Below are 17,034 nucleotides of genomic sequence, written 5' to 3'. Positions count from 1 at the left end.
ATGACGGCCGCAAAGAAGAAGAGAGTTTCGGATCAGGCGGCAGCGTCACAAAATTCCACATCCAGCTCGAACCCCTCCACCTGATCGATCTGTTGATGAGACACCTGAACCTGATTGCGCCCTTTCGATTTGGCCACATAGAGCGCTTCATCGGCCCGAATGATCATATTGTGCAAGTCGTCATCATTATGCTGCCATTCTGTCACACCCGCACTCATCGTCAGTTCCACCTGTTTGCCATTCCACGAGAAAGGAGATTCGGCGATCCGTTCCCGCAGACGCTCGGCAAAGCCATGGGCACCAGACAGATCCGCTGCGCGAAGCAGGATGGCAAATTCCTCACCTCCCCATCTGGCAACCAGATCGCTCTCGCGGCATGCCTGGCGCAAGATTTTGGCCAGATGCTGCAACGCCAGATCGCCAGCCAGATGACCATGACTGTCATTGATATTCTTGAAGTGATCCGCATCAAGCAGGATCAGCGACAAGGGCGCTTTCTGCAGCCCGGCCTGCACAAGCATGTTGCGACCGTGACGCACAAATCCATAGCGGTTGGCGAGACGGGTAAGATTGTCCCGCTCGACCTCTTCGCTGAGCTTCTTATTGTTCCGCTCAAGGATCTGAAACCCGCGCAACAGCAGGAAACTGGAGGCCAGAATGAAAAAGAATGGCACCAAAGTAATCATGAGAATGGCCAAGGACAGGAAGGGCGTATCCACCGTGCGATAGGCCCAAAAGGCACCGGCACTCGACGCCAGACTGCACGTGGTTGCAATGAGACCGGAAACCAGCAGAGCCTGACCGGACGTCTCGACTTTCCCCAAGCGGTGATAAAATGATTCCAATATTGTTTCGCGATGCGTATTCACGTTGTCCCCCGACGGCTGATATGAACGCGTGACTTGGAAAATTTCATTCGATTAATGAGCCTCGTGGCTCGACAGTGGGATACAAGAAACAGAGATTCGCCTGACTGTCACCCGCAGGGGAGCGAAATTGACTGTCATCGCAGAAGAGTTCTAACCTTGCTCTTAATGAAAGGTTGAAGCCTTCATTCAACTTGATTACATGGATCATTATGAACCCGGCCCGACCACGCTTTCGGCTCATTTAAAGACTTTATTCACCCTGCGTGCGACCGATATTAGGAGCTACTTGACATGACCAACTCGACTCTGTCCCGTTTTTTCGGCGGCTCACCCGGCCCGGTCATATTGCGCCTGATTGGCCTGTCGGTGGTGGTCGGCATCGTCCTCAGTGCGCTGGATCTACATCCCCGTCAGGTGCTCAATCACCTCGTCGCGATGGTCGAGCATATTTATTATATGGGCTTTGATGCGGTCCATTGGGCGATTGAGTATTTCCTGCTTGGCGCCCTGATCGTCATTCCGATCTGGCTGATAATGCGGGTGCTGAAAATGGGCCGCGACGAGCCGGAATAAACCCGTTTTTTGCGTCTAAAGGCGCTTTGCTGACCGCTGCCCCCGCATCACGCGGGCTTTCCTTTCCGTTTCCTGACCGGCAGGTTACCGATGTTTAAGATGACTTTGGTGCGGGACTGAGCGATAGTCAGATCAACAGCAAAGACCAAGGGGCACAGGAAACCTGCCGGGAGACCGGAAGGAGCCCGGCGGTCAACCGAGAGACGCAGCCAACCGGTCCGGCAGCCCTCTCAAGCGTCAAGCCCTCTCCCTCTGAGCCATCAGGGTCAAAAGGGTCCCCGCGCAAATAAATCGACCGCCATACGCTTGGTCCCGTATGGCGGTCGATTTGTTTTGGGGCCATGCTTTTTCATATTCCCATACGGCCTTTTACCATGTTACAGATGAGCGCTCTTTTTGGCCGCTTGGCCATGGTGGGCTGACATTGCTTTGCCAAAAGCCAACCTGTCGCACACCAGCCTGCCCTGTCTCATCTCATTCACCCGAACAATTCCCCCGTATGCCACCGCCCTTTTTGCCTCTTTTTGACCGGATTCAACATGACGCACGCTGCCAACGACCCGCGCTTTGCCTTTGACGTCACTCATCGCATGGTGCTTGCCATTGCGGTGCCGATGACCCTTGGGCTGGTGACCGTGCCGCTGGTGGGGATTGTCGACATGGCGGTGATCGGTCAGTTGGGCGACGCGGCGCTTATGGGGGGCATCGCAATTGGTGCCTTGTTGTTCGACATCGTTGCGGTGTCGTTCAATTTCTTGCGGATGGGAACAACAGGGCTGACCGCACAGGCCGTTGGAGCACAGGACCCGGTGTCCCAGCGTGCGGTGGCCTATCGTGCGCTGATGCTGGCCGTGCTGATCGGCATTCTGGTGATCCTGATAGGACCGTTCCTCATCCCTTGGGCACTGGCCGCCATGGGCGGTTCGGATGAGGTGAAGGCCGCCGCTCACACCTATCTGCTGATCCGGCTTTATGCGATGCCTTTCTCGCTGGCCAATTATGCGATCTTCGGCTGGCTGTTCGGTTTGGGCAAGTCGCGCACCGGGATGGTGCTGCTGATCCTGCTCAATAGCGTCAACATCCTGCTGACCATCTGGTTCGTGCTGGGCCTTGGCATGAGTGTGTCCGGGGCTGCACTCGGCACCGTGGCGGGCGAAGTGGCCGCCGTTGTGATGGGGCTGGGAGTGATGGCCTATATGTTGCGCGACGACTGGCGGGTGTCTTTGCCACGGCTGCTCAACAAAGACGCTTTCCTGCGTTTCATGGCGCTCAACCGGGATATTTTCATCCGGTCGATGGTGATGCTGGTGACCTTTACTCTGTTCACTGCGCTGAGTGCCCGTCAGGGCGATACCACACTGGCCGCCAATGAACTGCTGCTGCATTATTTCATGTTTGGTGGCTTTTTCCTTGATGGCATCGCGATCGCCGCCGAGCAGTTGGGGGGACGGGCCATTGGAGCGCGTTATCGGCCGGCCTTTGACAAGACAGTCCGGTTAACGCTGATCTGGGGCTTCTGGCTAGGCGCGGGCCTGAGCGCCCTGATGTGGCTCTCTGGCGATGTGTTTATCGATTTCCTGACAACGGCCCCGGATGTCCGGCTTGTATCGCGGGACTATCTGCTTTGGGCTGCGCTGACCCCCTTTGTGGCAACGCTGGCCTTCCAGATGGACGGCATCTATATCGGGGCGACCTGGTCAGGCACCATGCGCAATGTGATGCTGGTGGCAACGACAATCTTCATTGCCGGGGCATTCGGGATGATGGAGTTGTTTGGCAATCACGGCCTGTGGCTGGCCCTGTTGGCTTTTCTGGCGGCAAGAGGCGTCGGGTTGTGGGCCTTGTTGCCCTCCTGCCGTGAAGGGAGCTTTGCGACTGCAAGTCCCCCAAGCCCGCAAAGCTGAGTTTTCTGAGGGCAAAAAGCTCTAGAGGATTGCCAACACGGCCTCTGGTGGACGGCCAAGCGCTGCCTTGCCATCCTTGATGACAACCGGGCGTTCAATCAGCTTTGGATGCGCTGCCATCGCCTCGATGAGCGCGTCACCGTCCGTCACCTTTGCCAGTTCCAGCTCCTTGTAGAGTGCTTCCTTGATGCGCATCAGAGCCCGTGGTTCAATGCCCAGCATGGCAAGCACGGCGCGCAGCTCATCGGCGCTGGGGGCGTCCTCAAGATAGGTCCGAATGATTGGAGCGGTCCCCTGTTCCTCGACGAGAGCGAGTGTCTGACGGGATTTGGAGCAGCGTGGATTGTGCCAGATGGTAAGGGTCATGATATCCTGTTCCCCAGAAGAAACAGCGAGCAGCAGCAACCCCGCCTGCCCGCCTTGTTGCTTGCCAGCCTTTATTGATCCATCGGGCGAGAGGCCCAGTCACTGACGGTTTCACCCCGGATGTCCTCAAGGCTGGTGATGCCTCGCTCTTTCAGTTCGGCCGACATTTCCACCAGCATGGCAGCGGGCATGGATGCACCGCCATAGACCATGCCGGAATAGAATTGAACGAGGTTGGCCCCGGCGCGGATCTTTTCAAGGGCGGTCACCGCATCGGTGACACCACCGACACCAACCAGCGGCATGGCCTTGCCAACCCGCTCGCGGGTTTTGGCCAAAGCGATGGTTGCCTTGTTGAACAAAGGCGCACCGGACAGACCACCGGCTTCGTCAATCTGCTTTCTGGATTTGAGCCGATCCGGACGATCAAGGGTCGTGTTGGAGACGATCATGCCATCGATGCCCCGGCCCACGGCGATGGAACAGATGTCATCGAGGCCGAACTCATCGACATCGGGTGCGATTTTGACCAGCACTGGCACCTTGCGGCCAGCCTTCTCGATCTGCTTGTCCCGCTCACCCAGCACACGGGCGAGCAGTTCGTCGAGCGCCTCGCGACCTTGCAGATCGCGCAGCCCCGGTGTGTTGGGCGAGGAAATATTGACAGTCAGATAGGAGGCCACGTCGGCAAAGGCGGCCACGCCCTTGACGTAATCTTCCGTGCGATCTTCGCTGTCCTTGTTCGCACCGATATTGACCCCGACGATGCCAGCCTTGCCTTTGCGGGCGGACAAACGACGATAGGCGGCTTCATGGCCCTGATTGTTGAAACCGAGGCGATTGATCACCGCTTCGTCATCGATCAGGCGGAACATCCGCGGCTTCTGGTTGCCCGGTTGGGCGAGCGGGGTGATGGTGCCCACTTCGACAGCCCCGAAGCCCAGGCCGAGCAAGGCATCGGCCACTTCGGCATTCTTGTCAAAGCCTGCCGCCATGCCAAGCGGGTTTGGGAAGGTCAGATCCCACAATTTCACCTCGAGGGCCGGATCGGGCGGCAGATCTACACCGCGCACCAGACCAAACCGCAGCGCCTTGATCGCCATGCCGTGGGCAGCCTCCGGATCAAGCAGAAACAGAGCCTTGCGTGTCAGTTTGTCACGTGTGGAATAGGACATGACAGGGTCTCCTCCTTGTTCTTATTCTTGAGGCAGTGGTGGAATTTCATGATAGCCCTCTTCATCCATCGGAAGAGAGAAAAGTTCAATCACGGCATCCAACGGCAAGGGCGCATACAGGTGTGGGAACAAATCCCCTTTGCGGGCCGGTTCCCATTTTACCGGTTCGGCGATTTCCTCAAGCAGTTCGACCTGTACGACCAGCAGCAGCAGCTTTTCGGTGTTGCGGAAATATTTGTGGGCGGTTTCCTCTACCTGCGCGGCGGTCGAGAAATGAATATAACCATCCTCGACATCCACCGGTGCGCCTTCAAACTGGCCCGCATTCAGCGCAGCTTCCCATTGCGCCTCGGTTGCCAACTTGTAAATCCACTTCGTCATCCGCCTGAGCCCAATCCTGATTTTGTTGTGTTTGCCTGTCTTTGTCCCTACGACACCTGAGCCGGTTGCGCAAAGACATTTTTTGACGCATCCCTCTCCATGCGTTCAGATCTCGACAAAGGAGCCATGGCTTGGGCCCAAAGACCCTGTTTTGCAAGGAATACGCGCATATGCGACGGGGGATCGAGCCAAGGGACAATGCGGCGCAAGGCAGCCATTCTGGTCAACGAGATGGTAATTTTTGCGTCTGTGAACATTTTGGATTAATATTGCAAATAGGACGAACTCCTCTTAAGGTTGTAATCAAAACAAACTCTTCTTACGCGTGCATGTTCATTTTATACTCTCAAGCATCGAGCGCAGGATGTCGTGATGCTATCTCATACAACTATATGGAGCGCAATTGACAGGCTCGCTTCTGAAAACAGCCTGACGGCCTCCGGTCTTGCACGCCTTGCAGGGCTGGACGCCACATCATTCAATCCGTCCAAGCGGTTCAAGCCGGATGGCCGACCACGCTGGCCCTCGACCGAGTCGATTTCCAAGGTGCTGGCTGCCACCGACACCAGTGTCGAGCAATTCTTCACCGGCAGTGAGCTGGAGGTGGCGCATCGGTCGCATGATCCCGCCTCGCACAGTGAGGCGGCTGAGTTGTCATCCTTGATGCCCTTGCCGCAGGATACAACCTTGTGGGAAGTGTCGGGGGGTGAATTTTATCCCTTCTACAAGGATGGCGCACAATTGCTGATCCTGAAAGGCGACGTGTTTGATGTCGGGGATCGGTTGATCGTCAAGACCAACTCGGATGATCTGTTGCTTGGCGATGTTAGCCAGACACGGTCACGCTCCTTCAGTCTGAGCATGATGCAGGATAGTGGGCGCGTTCGAACTTTCAGCGCAGGATCGGTGGATTGGGTTGCAAGAATTCTCTGGGCCAGCCAATAATGGGGCCTCAGCCCACCCCGCACCCCTCTGGAACCGAAACAGACCCAAAAAGATGCCCCGTCGAGACGATACCGATCCTTATGCAGCCTTTGCACCGTCCCTGCCCAAATCCAAGGGCTGGCAGAGACGCAGCAAACTGGTGCGGGGCATGGCCTTTTTTACCTTCACTCTGCTGTTGTCGGGGCTGGTCTTCTGGTTGCTGAATCTGGCATTTGGTCCCACGGATGCCTCGGATGCGGCAGGATCGGCCAATTCCCCCGTCAAACCAGCCGAGATTGACCAATCGGCAATCAAACATGACGCCCCGAGCCAGACCAAGGCCGAGACCGAAAACGCGCAAGCAGACGCGCCACCTGTCCCCAAGCTACAGGGCCCGGATGCCGGGCAGATCGTTGCCCCGCCTTCACGCAATGTGACCCCGAATTTTCAATTGTCGCCGCTGCATCAGGCCAAACCCTTGACCCGTGCCGTTGGCAAGGCCTTGCCACCACCACCCAAGCTGCCCCCTTTGCCGCTGATCTTCCGCAAAGTTGGCATTCTGGGTCCGAACAGGCTGGTTCTGATCACCAAGCAGCGCTCCCAAAGCGTGACCCTGTCGCATGTCACGATCCCGGATCCCAAGGCGCTTTGTTCCTTTGGTGGCCGCAAGGTGCCCTGCTACAAGATGGGCAAGACGGCGCTCAGCCGTTTCATTCGAGGGCGAGCGGTTGGATGCATCGGCTTGCAGGATGTGCAGGAGCGCACTGCCAAGGCCGGATCACAGACCGCGCAATGCTTCCTAGGCAGCGGATTGAAAAGCCGTCTGACAGGAGATGAGCAGGCGCGAGTCACCGATCTGGCTGCCTGGATGGTGCGCTATGGCTGGGTCGTGCCGGACGACGGTCAGTATCAGGAAGAATTGGCCGATGCCAAGCGGCTGAAACGGGGCCTTTATGCACCGGAGCCAAGTGCCGATGAACTGGAGGCCCTGCGGCAACAACAGGCAGAAAGCGAGGCCTTGGCGCTGGAAATTGACACTTCGGCCGCGGCGACCGTCAAGCAAGGTGAAACAGCCAAGGAAGAGGAGCAAGATTTGTCGCTGTTTTCCGGGGACGTGCTTGCTCCGGATCAGGTTTCCGTGCCGGTGCTGCCATGATTGATGGGCGCGACCTTGGAGACGTGCGAGATAGAACCCGTTGGCAGGGCGAGGCGCGGATGGCCCGCAAGGTAACCCGGTCCGCCTTCGCAGTGAACACCGGCGGGATTAGTTGCTGGCAGGGGCTGTTGGCCCTTCAAAGGCGATGGGCGGGCGCGTTGTGCACAGGTCCTTGACGTCCGAGGGTTTGGTGCCATCGAGAAACTGGGCCATCATTTCGCGAGCGCAAGGCACGCGCGACAGAATGTCGTGGCCCGCATAGGGCACGGTAAAGCGGGACGCATTGGCATAAAGCGCCTCAGTCTTCTTAACCGCATCGGGATTGACGATGGTATCAAGCGCGCCATTGAAAATCAGGATCGGCTTCTTCGTCGGCTTGGCCTTGTCCCAGTTCTTGGCCAGCGAGATGCCATGGTCACTGACCGCATCCAGTTCCTTGCAAGCCGCGCGATAGAACAGGACACGCAAGGGCTGGGCCAGATCCTGAGGTGCCTGATCGGCAAGCCTGTCGATTTCCTCGGCGCAAAGAATGCTGAAATGCACCATCAAGCCAATGCCTTTCATGTTTTGCGGCAAAGGCGATGGTGGCGTCCAGACTGCGTCTTTTTCCTGCGCCTCATCAAGGCTCGCGAGGGTCTTTTCAATGTCGGAAGGCACTTCGCCAACACGATGGCGGGCCAGTAAAGATTGCAGCCGTTTGCGATAAAGGTTGGCATGGATGCTGGCAGGCAGGGGGTCATCCTGAGGCAGTTTGACATTGTGGATGGCGAAGGGAATGCGCTCCATGTCCCAATAGAGATTGGGGAAGTTGGTGCGACAGCCATCCTGTTCGTTGCACAGGTCCAGTGCCGCTTCGACCCGGCTGTAAGGATTCCAATCGAGAAAAACCGTGCCGACAAAGAGCGGACCGTTGAACAAGATCCTGTCGATGCCCTTCTCGTCCTTGTCGATCAGGCCCTGCGCCACCCGAGCCCCATAGGAGGTGGCAAGAATGGCCCATGTGTCGATTTTGAGCGCATAGCGCAAGGCGCGATAGTCCTGAACGGCAAAGGCTGTGCTATAGTCAGAGCGCAGGTGGCCATCCAGTTCGGCTTGCTTGACGCATGCAGCCAGTTCGGGAATGAGGATCTGCTGCTCATCCCTCAAGGCATCCTTGCATCTCAATTGATCGGCCAGCGGACCGGTGCCGCGCTGATCCATCAGGATCAGTTCCCGATCCTGCCGAAAGGCCTTGAGATTGCTGGATAATTGTTTTTCCAGAAAGATGGCCGATTGGCCGGGCCCGCCAGCCAGCACCAGCAAGGGGGGCTTGGTCGCCGCCGCACCGAGCGGCGCAAAGCGCATCACCGGCAATTCCATGGTGCGATTGGAAATGTCATTCCAATCGGCTGGCACATGGAGAATGAAGCAGGCAGCATGCTCCCCTTCAATGCGCTCGCCAGGGCAGTCGATCGGTTCAAGCGGGGTGTGGCTGTCTTCCGCCTGCACAGGGCTTTGCAGCCCCCAAAGCAGACAGGCACCCAGCAACAGAAAAGCCGACAGGTGCTTGAAGACTATCTTGATCCTGTCGGCTTTCATCATTTCTATTCCCGGCTTTGGTCAGCGAAAGGCTGATCAGTTGGTCAGCAAGTCGCCCGCGACGCCTTTCTCGATCAGCGCTCGGGTGTTGTCGACCCCATAGAGCGCGACAAAGGAGCCAAAGCGCGGGCCCTGATCCTGACCCAGCAAAACCTGATAGAGCGCCTTGAACCAGTCACGCAGATTTTCGAAGCCATGATCCTTGCCCACAGCAAAGACGATGGTCTGCAGGGCCTCGGCATCGTGGCTTTCGTCGACGTCAGCCAGACGGGCCGCGAGATCGGTCATCGCAGCGGCTTCCTCTGGGGTGGCAGCACGGAAGACCTTCTTGGGCTTGACGAAATCCTCAAAGTAACGGATCGCATAACCGACCATCTCATCAAGCTTTGGATGGGTCTCTGCACTCGCCCCCGGTGCATAACGAGAGATGAAGCCCCAGAGCACGTCCTTGTCATGGGCATTGGCCGCGCTCACCAGATTGAGCAACAGGGCAAAAGACAAAGGCATGGTGGCTTTTGGCGGCACGCCGGAATGGATGTGCCAGCTTGGATTGTTGAGCTGCTTATCGAGCTCTTCCTTCTCGATATTGCCGAGGAAAGTGAAATATTCGTCAACCGCTTTCGGGATCACATCGAAATAGAGCTTCTTCGCGGTTTTCGGCTTTTGATACATGTAGAGCGACAGGCTTTCCGGTGAGGCATAGGTCAGCCATTCCTCAATCGTCAGGCCGTTGCCTTTCGATTTGGAAATTTTGGCACCCTTGTCATCGAGGAACAGCTCGTAGGACAGGCTTTCGGGCTGCGGTTTGCCAATAGCGCGACAGATTTTGGTCGACAGTTTCACACTATCAATCAGGTCCTTGCCGCTCATCTCATAAGCCACATCAAGGGCCGCCCAGCGCATCGCCCAGTCGGCCTTCCACTGGCACTTCACCGCCCCGCCGGTAACCGGAACCTTGACCTTCTCATTGGTTTCGGGATCGACATAGACCACAGTGCCTTCCGACACGTTGCGTTCAATCATCGGCACCTGCAGCACCTTGCCGGTGCGCGGGCAGACTGGCAGGAAGGGCGAATAGGTCGCCTGACGTTCCGCGCCAAGGGTCGGCAGGATGATGCCCATGATCTTGTCATAGACGTCGAGCATCCGCAGCAGGGTCTCGTCAAACTTGCCCGAGGTGTAATAGTCGGTCGAGGAGGCAAATTCATAATCGAAGCCGAACTGATCGAGGAAGGCGCAAAGCCGGGCATTGTTATGCTGGGCAAAGCCTTCATGGGTGCCGAACGGATCGGGCACACGGGTCAGCGGCATGTCGAGATAGTTGGCCAGCATCTCCTGTTGCGGCACGTTGGACGGCACCTTGCGGAAGCCGTCCATATCGTCGGAGAAGCAAAGCAGACGGGTTTTCACCTCATCGCGGGTCAGGGCGCGGAAGGCAGTGCGGACCATCGAGGTGCGGGCCACTTCGCCAAAGGTGCCGATATGCGGCAGGCCGGACGGGCCATAGCCGGTTTCGAACAGCACTTCATCCGGCATGCCCGACTTCTGGTAGCGTTTGACCAGCTTTCGTGCCTCTTCAAACGGCCAGGCTTTGGACGTTGTGGCTGCATCGACGAGAGCATCGGTCAGCGCGAGCGGAAGGGCAGTCTGCGAAGTCATTTTCTATTTCCCTGAAAAGTCCCGGTTGGCGCAGCCATCAATGCAACGCCGTCATAATGGGATTCATAATCGTCTTGAAAGAACAAACCGCCTGCCCGACCGGCAGACGGCAAGGGCTGTTCTAGCTGATTGAACCCGACAAGGAAAGGCCAATTTGCGGTCCATTCCACCCCCGCACCCCCAAATCACAATGGAATCAGCGACAGCTTCACTGGGGTTTGGGCAAATCGAGATCGGGCGCGGCTTCGATCATTTGGGTGGTCTTGCTTTCGAAATTGTCCGCCTTCATGTGATAGAAGGCCTTGGCGATGAAGCCCGTATCCGAATTGACCCAGTATTTGTGATGGTTTTCGGTTTTGAAACTGCCAGATGCACTATAGGTGCCAGCCACAGTCTCGTGCATCACGCCGTCAAGCTCTTGCTCACCACAGCTTGCATCGCGCGCGGTTTGCAGATTGGCCTGCATTTGCTCTTTGGCTGCCTTGGCATTGGCAACATTGTCGACATCTCGCACCTTGTCCCAGCTTTGCCCCTTGTCTTTGGAACTATACATCCCGTTGTTATAGGTCAGCGTCCATTGCATGTTGGCCGGTTCGATCATTTCTGACATCCAATGGCCCGGTTCGGCCTGATAGAAATAGTTTGTCGATGTCATGCCACCGACAATTTCCTGCTCAACATGAATTTTGACAGGCCCGTCTCCATTGCCTTTCACAAGCAACATTTTGAAGCGATCCAAACAGCTATCGGCATGGGCCAGCGCCGGCAAAAGGCTCAACAGCGACGTGACAAGGGCAATCTTGGTGGTGGCAACAGACATTGGAATGATCCGTGAATGAATAGAGGCATATGAACTTTTCCGTATTCCCGTCATTTTGCCAGAATTGCCGTTCTGTGCAAGCTGTTTGCATCTTCGCCGAGGTTCACACTTCTTGGAAAGACAGGCTCTTCTTGGAAATTGCCATGAATAGTGGCAAAAATCCTGACTGGCCGCTTGATCCCGTGCGATGTGGTGCCTAAATTCGGAGCTGAGTAATTTTGGTCCGGAACCCTTTTTTTGCCGGGCGCACCTACAGGAAAATGCAATGACCAAAACCGTTTCTCCCGAAGAAGCCCTCATCTATGTGATGGTTTCCACATCGGCTGCAGACCGGACCATGACCGATTCAGAGCTTTTGAAAATCGGGGAAGAAGTCCAGACACTGCCGGTTTTCAAGGAATTTGAAGATAGCCGCCTCATTCAGGTGTCCCGCGATTGTTCGGAATTGCTGGCCGAAGGTGGCATCGATCTGGTCTTGCAGATCGTTCGCGCCAGCCTGCCGGAACGTCTGCGCGAAACCGCTTACGCGCTTGCCGTGGAAGTGGCTGCCGCCGATTTTCAGGTCGATCAGGACGAGTTGCAGTTCCTGCTTCTGCTGCGCGACGAGCTGGAGCTTGATCGCCTGCATGTGGGGGCGATTGAACACAGTGCGCGGGTTCGCTACCGTAAGAGATGATCAACGATCGCCAATCTCTGGCACATTAACCTTGTCAGAGGCTTTGGTTGCGCATTCCTTGTCAAAATAGACAATATAGGCTACAATTAAGGCCATATTCTATCGATAGCGTATACCAATCAGATTGACATTGCTGGGGGCCCTCTGGGCCCTTTTTCTTTGCCTGCCTTGTGCCTGACCTACACCTGAACGCTGCCTCTTTCCGGCATGCGTGTCGTTGCGGGCATCCACATTCGGGCAGATGATTTGCCATCTGGCGGCGGTTCCATCTTGCCTTATCTGCCTTGCGCCTTTAGCAAGAGATCACTTCGTCTTCGACCTGTGTCTGTTGGAGCCTGTCATGGCCAAACTCTATTTCACCTATTCTGCGATGAATGCAGGCAAATCGACCTTGCTGTTGCAGGCATCCTACAACTATGTGGAACGGGGCATGCGGACGCTGCTTTACACGGCAGCCTTGGACAACCGGACGCGCGTCGGTGAAATCTCTTCGCGGATCGGCCTGAAGGCGGAAGCCTTCATCTTTGGCGAAGAAACCAACCTGTTCGACCATGTTACCGGGCAATTTGACGTTGAGAGTGGCAAGGGAAAGCCCGACTGTCTGTTTTTCGATGAAGCGCAATTTCTGACAGAAGATCAAGTCTGGCATCTGTGCCGGGTGGCGGACGAATTGAAAATTCCGGTCATGTGTTATGGGCTGCGCACGGATTTTCAGGGCAAGCTGTTTCCCGGCTCGCAGCATTTGCTGGCGCTGGCCGATGAGCTGCGCGAGGCCCGTACCATCTGCTGGTGTGGCAAGAAGGCCTCGATGGTGGTGCGGATCGACGGCAATGGCAAGGTGATTGAAGAAGGCGAACAGGTGGTGATCGGCGGCGAAGAGGCCTATGTCTCGCTCTGTCGCAAGCATTGGGCCGAGAAGGATCTGGGAGACAAGGACCGCTCCGACCCACAAGGCAAGTTCAATCTCTAGATGTTGCCTGCCCTGAATGACACGACCTCGCAGGGCACGCCTGCGACATATTATCCCCACTGTCCTTTGACTTGTCCCTATCCCGTTTGTGCCGCAATCCGTCTATAACATTTGGAAACCCTGATCCCCATTGCTGACGCAGCGGCGTTGGCAGAGCTGCATGCGGCCCGAGACTTTGAACCGACCGACCTTGACCATCGACCGCCAGGAGACGGTTCGCCTGAAGATATGGTATCTCAGGACGGGCCATCTGAGCCTGTTCGTCTCGCTGCTACTGCATGGGCTGGCAGGGCTGGTTTTGCTTTCGATCATGCCAAAGCTGCTCGAAGATGTGGTGACGATTGACGAGATCGAGGTGGAGATCATCCCGCCGAGTGCCCTACCCAAACCGAGCGGCATTCCACCGCTGGATCCCCTCGATCAGCCACGCGATCCGGCGGCGGACGCAGCAAGGCGTTTCCAGTCAGGCGATGGCATGATCAGGCCGGAGCAGCTATTGTCTCGCTCGCTGCTGGATGCGCCGGAAAATGCCGAAGGGCGGGCAGCCTATGACAGCATGACCGGCGGCGAACAGCGCGACCAGCTTTGCAATCTCGAAGTGCTCGAACAGATCAAGGCTCTGGGAAAAGGCCATGTGCCACTTTGGATGAATGCCTTTGCCATCCGCCCGGTGGTCTATGAAGGCAAGCGGATGATTGCCAATGGTGCAGCCTTCTTTAGCAACGAAAAATGGCATCGGGTCAAGTTTGAATGCGAATTGTCCGACGATGGCAAAAGCATCGTCGATTTCGCCTTCCAGATCGGGGTCATCGTGCCACGCGACGACTGGGACCGTTATGGTCTGACCCCCGTAAACGGACTGGCTCCCGGCCACTGATCCCTTATCACAACATGATGCGCCAAACCGATCCCTCGAGGCTTACGCCTCGTCCAGATCCTCGTCTTCGTCATCTTCTGGCTTGTCGAACTCGAAAGTCAGGACCGGTGGATTGGCAGCAAAGCCAGCGGCCAGCTCAGCCGCATGGAGCATGTTGCTTTTCATGGTGGCTTCGGATTTACCGGTCGGGCCCAGATCGTGGCTGCCATTGGTGATCCATTCCAGCGTCACCTGCTGCGGCAGATCGATGGCGTCGATCTCGTCCCACCAGCCAAAATCATCGCGCTCACCCTGACAGATAAGGATCGGCAGCAGGCTTTTCTCCAGTGGCTCCAGACGCCAATGCTCCGGCTCGGACTTGCCAATCGGATGGAATGGATAGCCGAACACCACAACACCCTTGACCGCCAGATTGAGGTCTTCTTCGTTGGCCAACATCGCGGCAACCCGGCCACCCATGCTCTTGCCACCAATCAGCAGCGGCAGCTCATCCCAGTCCTTGTTCCAGTTTTCGCCCTCGAGCAACTCGTCCACGGCACGGAAATAATGGTGGGTCCAGCGCTCGGCGCGGCCCGAAGGACGCCTTTTGCCATCGACACGGCGGCGCGCCATATAGGAAAATTCGAAGCGAACGACGACAATGCCATTGTCATTGAGCATGGCGGCGATGCGTTCCATGAAGGAAGAACCCATCGGAGCACCTGACCCATGGGCCAGCATCAGCACGGCCTTTGGCTTTCCTTCCGGCTCGGTGATCAGGAAATCAAAGGGGCTATCGGCAGTGATGGGGCTTGGATTGGAGGTCTGGGGATTGGAGGCCTGGGGAGTGGAGGCCTGTGCATCGGTGGACTGGTCAGACTCGGTCATGGCATTGCGCTCGCTTGAGATCGGTAGGGTGGGCGCCTTCCTAACAGTTTCAAAGGCAAAGTCCAAGCCTTTTGCACGTTCATATGCGCAGGAAGGGGTCGACAGTGTCACGACAATGTGACGCAATGCCCCATAAATGCCATTTGCCCAAAGGGATTGGGGTCCCTATAGATGCATAAAGTTGAATTTATCAATACTGCCTTGGCAGTCAAAAGTGAGCCTTTCCCATGCAGGATACCTTGTTCGTCGCCTTCGGTCTTGATGACAACCAGATGCGGCTGGCCATTTTCCTTGGCACCTTCCTTGTTATGGCGCTGTTGGAATGGGTTTTGCCAAAACGTGACAAGGCTCTGCCGACGGGGCGCCGCTGGCTAACCAATTGGGGCATTGTGATCCTCGACAGTGTCTTGGTGCGGCTGGTGATGCCCATCCTGCCCATCGGGGTGGCGCTTTATGCCGGTGAACAGGGGTGGGGATTGCTCAACTGGCTGGCCATTCCGGGCTGGCTCAGCATTCTGATTGCTTTTGTTGTGCTCGATTTCGCCATCTGGCTGCAGCATCTGATTTCCCATGTGGTGCCGATCTTCTGGCGGCTGCATCAGGTGCATCATGCGGATCGGGACATCGACGTCTCGACGGCGCTGAGATTTCATCCAATTGAAATCCTGCTGTCGCTGGTCTGGAAATTTGGCTGGGTGCTGTTGCTGGGCGCACCGGCTTTGGCCGTGTTTTTGTTCGAAGCGGTGCTGAATGCGGCCGCTTTGTTCAATCATGCCAATGTGAAGCTGCCTGTCGGGCTGGATCGCCTGTTGCGACTGGTGGTGGTGACGCCGGACATGCATCGGGTGCATCATTCGGTGGTACCGCAAGAGACCAACTCCAATTACGGTTTCAATCTCTCGATCTGGGATCGGCTGTTCGGCACCTATATTGCCCAGCCACAAGCTGGGCATGATGCCATGGTGATTGGTCTCAATCCCTATCAGAGCGACAAGCCGGGACAGTTCATCTGGTCGATCCTGTTGCCCTTCCGCAATCGGTAACCCGGAAAGACGGCAAGGCTCAGTCCTCGGCGTAGATATCGACTGCGAAGTGGCTGGCATAAAGTTCTGCCAACCGGCCCTTCTGGGCGAGGCGCAACAGCCCATAATTCAGCAAGGTACGAATGCCGGTCCGATCCCGGCCATAGGCAATCGACATGCCTTCGCCGAAGAAGTGGGCGTCATAATAGGGCTTGCCAGCGAAAGCGATGCCGTCTTGTTCATCCGTGACGAGAGGCAACAGCTGGAACGCATCGCCGAAGATCGACTGAACCTTGCCCTCTTCCAGCAATTGACGCGCGACCGCCATATCGGTAACGGGCACCCGATTGACCTTAGGGAAGTAGGTGCGCAAGTAAGCCTCATGGGCAGACCCGCCGCGCACGGCCACTGGGACAGCATCCATCCCTGTCTTGTCGAGTTTCAAGAGTGTGCCGGTTTTGCGAACAAAGCGACCCGGTCGCTTGAGATAGACCTTGGTGAAAGCCAGTTTGTCCTGAACCGCCTGCTGATTGGCGATGCCGGCAATCGCTGCGTCGGCGCGACCATCGGAGATCAGGGTCGGGATTTCCTCGAAGGCGACCAGCTTGAGGGTGCAAGCAATGTTCAGCTCCTCACAGAGTGCGCGCACCAGCTCGACATGATAGCCCTGAGGCAGATCCTCCTCCCCTCGATAATTGAAGGGTGGGAAGTCATCGGTGGTCAACAGACGCAACCCCTGATCGAGCAGGTCCTGATCAGGCTGTTTCGGACGCTCTCGCACATCAATGAAGCTGGTGAAGCCGGCATTGACCCATTGGTGTGATCCAATGGGACCATCAATCTGCTGATTGCGGCCACGGCGGCTCAGAATGTTGGTGGTTTCATTGCCCCCCTCGTCCTGCTCTTCATCCAGCGCGTTGACAGTCGGATCTTCCGGCTCCTCCTGCTGGGCATTTGCCTTTATGGATCCCAGACTTGCTGTCGCGAGGCAGAGCACAAAAAGAAGAGAGACACGGGCGCCTGAGCGCGAAATTGCGCATCGGGACCGCAACTTCTGACGATATTTTCCAAATAATGCAATAATATCGTGAATAATACCACCCTGTGTTGTATGAAGTTGCGTATCCTTCATTGAAATTGCGAAACCCCTATGCCACTCTTTCAGGTAGTGTTGCTCTTGTCCAATATTCATCTGCCAAGAGCAAGCAAAGCTGACT

General features: G+C 56.6%; 17 protein-coding genes. 8 read left to right on the top strand and 9 right to left on the bottom strand.

All coding sequences use genetic code 11. The annotated features are described in order from the left end of the window. Positions 1–32: 32 nt before the first annotated feature. Positions 33–845: a GGDEF domain-containing protein gene (locus tag FDK21_RS16370; RefSeq protein ID WP_138149912.1), complete on the bottom strand. Its 813-nt coding sequence runs from the start codon at positions 843–845 to the stop codon at positions 33–35. A 315-nt stretch (positions 846–1,160) separates the two neighbouring features. Here FDK21_RS16370 and FDK21_RS16365 point away from each other — a divergent pair, with 315 nt between their 5' ends. Continuing rightward, positions 1,161–1,442: a DUF6460 domain-containing protein gene (locus tag FDK21_RS16365; protein WP_138149910.1), complete on the top strand. Its 282-nt coding sequence runs from the start codon at positions 1,161–1,163 to the stop codon at positions 1,440–1,442. Positions 1,443–1,981: 539 nt separating this feature from the next. Continuing rightward, the gene (locus FDK21_RS16360; protein WP_138149908.1) at positions 1,982–3,346 is read left to right on the top strand and encodes an MATE family efflux transporter; all 1,365 of its coding nucleotides are present in this window, start codon (positions 1,982–1,984) and stop codon (positions 3,344–3,346) included. A gap of 21 nt (positions 3,347–3,367) precedes the next feature. On the opposite strand, the gene arsC is transcribed toward FDK21_RS16360, so the two are convergent. The 3 genes from arsC to FDK21_RS16345 all read right to left on the bottom strand — a co-directional run bounded on the left by arsC (position 3,368) and on the right by FDK21_RS16345 (position 5,268). After that, on the bottom strand, positions 3,368–3,712 hold the full coding sequence (gene arsC / locus FDK21_RS16355) for an arsenate reductase (glutaredoxin) (protein WP_138149906.1): 345 nt from the start codon (positions 3,710–3,712) through the stop codon (positions 3,368–3,370). A gap of 71 nt (positions 3,713–3,783) precedes the next feature. Then, positions 3,784–4,887 carry a quinone-dependent dihydroorotate dehydrogenase gene (locus FDK21_RS16350; RefSeq protein ID WP_114011398.1) on the bottom strand — a complete coding sequence of 368 codons (1,104 nt, stop codon included), beginning with the start codon at positions 4,885–4,887 and terminating at the stop codon, positions 3,784–3,786. A gap of 21 nt (positions 4,888–4,908) precedes the next feature. Then, positions 4,909–5,268 carry a DUF952 domain-containing protein gene (locus tag FDK21_RS16345; RefSeq protein ID WP_114011399.1) on the bottom strand — a complete coding sequence of 120 codons (360 nt, stop codon included), beginning with the start codon at positions 5,266–5,268 and terminating at the stop codon, positions 4,909–4,911. Between the two features lie 372 nt (positions 5,269–5,640). Between FDK21_RS16345 and FDK21_RS20970 the strand changes: the two genes are divergently transcribed. Together FDK21_RS20970 and FDK21_RS16335 are read left to right on the top strand one after the other, a co-directional pair. Then, positions 5,641–6,213 (top strand): helix-turn-helix transcriptional regulator, encoded by a 573-nt coding sequence (locus FDK21_RS20970; protein ID WP_246657601.1) that lies wholly within the window; start codon positions 5,641–5,643, stop codon positions 6,211–6,213. Between the two features lie 52 nt (positions 6,214–6,265). Continuing rightward, on the top strand, positions 6,266–7,348 hold the full coding sequence (locus tag FDK21_RS16335) for a hypothetical protein (protein ID WP_138149904.1): 1,083 nt from the start codon (positions 6,266–6,268) through the stop codon (positions 7,346–7,348). Between the two features lie 108 nt (positions 7,349–7,456). On the opposite strand, the gene FDK21_RS16330 is transcribed toward FDK21_RS16335, so the two are convergent. The 3 genes from FDK21_RS16330 to FDK21_RS16320 form a co-directional block, all read right to left on the bottom strand. Next, positions 7,457–8,929: an alpha/beta fold hydrolase gene (locus FDK21_RS16330; protein WP_138149902.1), complete on the bottom strand. Its 1,473-nt coding sequence runs from the start codon at positions 8,927–8,929 to the stop codon at positions 7,457–7,459. Positions 8,930–8,962: 33 nt separating this feature from the next. Continuing rightward, the gene (locus FDK21_RS16325; RefSeq protein WP_138149900.1) at positions 8,963–10,585 is read right to left on the bottom strand and encodes a lysine--tRNA ligase; all 1,623 of its coding nucleotides are present in this window, start codon (positions 10,583–10,585) and stop codon (positions 8,963–8,965) included. A 208-nt stretch (positions 10,586–10,793) separates the two neighbouring features. Further along, entirely contained in the window at positions 10,794–11,405 is a 612-nt protein-coding gene (locus tag FDK21_RS16320) for a hypothetical protein (RefSeq protein ID WP_138149898.1), read from the bottom strand. Positions 11,406–11,670: 265 nt separating this feature from the next. Here FDK21_RS16320 and FDK21_RS16315 point away from each other — a divergent pair, with 265 nt between their 5' ends. The 3 genes from FDK21_RS16315 (at position 11,671) to FDK21_RS16305 (ending at position 13,928) form a co-directional block, all read left to right on the top strand. Beyond that, positions 11,671–12,081, top strand: coding sequence for a tellurite resistance TerB family protein (locus FDK21_RS16315; RefSeq protein WP_114011405.1), 411 nt, complete (start codon positions 11,671–11,673; stop codon positions 12,079–12,081). A 340-nt stretch (positions 12,082–12,421) separates the two neighbouring features. Then, the gene (locus FDK21_RS16310) at positions 12,422–13,051 is read left to right on the top strand and encodes a thymidine kinase (RefSeq protein WP_114011406.1); all 630 of its coding nucleotides are present in this window, start codon (positions 12,422–12,424) and stop codon (positions 13,049–13,051) included. Between the two features lie 160 nt (positions 13,052–13,211). Continuing rightward, on the top strand, positions 13,212–13,928 hold the full coding sequence (locus FDK21_RS16305) for a DUF930 domain-containing protein (RefSeq protein WP_138149896.1): 717 nt from the start codon (positions 13,212–13,214) through the stop codon (positions 13,926–13,928). Positions 13,929–13,970: 42 nt separating this feature from the next. Here the strand turns inward: FDK21_RS16305 and FDK21_RS16300 are convergent, their stop codons facing one another. Beyond that, positions 13,971–14,795, bottom strand: coding sequence for an alpha/beta family hydrolase (locus tag FDK21_RS16300; RefSeq protein ID WP_210238819.1), 825 nt, complete (start codon positions 14,793–14,795; stop codon positions 13,971–13,973). A gap of 227 nt (positions 14,796–15,022) precedes the next feature. Between FDK21_RS16300 and FDK21_RS16295 the strand changes: the two genes are divergently transcribed. Beyond that, complete coding sequence (locus FDK21_RS16295) at positions 15,023–15,838, top strand: sterol desaturase family protein (protein ID WP_210238818.1); 816 nt, start codon at positions 15,023–15,025, stop codon at positions 15,836–15,838. A 19-nt stretch (positions 15,839–15,857) separates the two neighbouring features. Here FDK21_RS16295 and FDK21_RS16290 read toward each other — a convergent pair whose 3' ends face one another. Beyond that, complete coding sequence (locus tag FDK21_RS16290) at positions 15,858–16,868, bottom strand: transporter substrate-binding domain-containing protein (protein ID WP_210238817.1); 1,011 nt, start codon at positions 16,866–16,868, stop codon at positions 15,858–15,860. Positions 16,869–17,034: the final 166 nt, after the last annotated feature.

Origin of the sequence: Cohaesibacter sp. CAU 1516 (assembly GCF_005771485.1) — a bacterium.
In the GTDB taxonomy this organism is placed as follows: domain Bacteria; phylum Pseudomonadota; class Alphaproteobacteria; order Rhizobiales; family Cohaesibacteraceae; genus Cohaesibacter; species Cohaesibacter intestini.
Note: the sequence above shows the minus strand (reverse complement) of the source record. Positions and strands in the feature narration are given on the sequence as shown.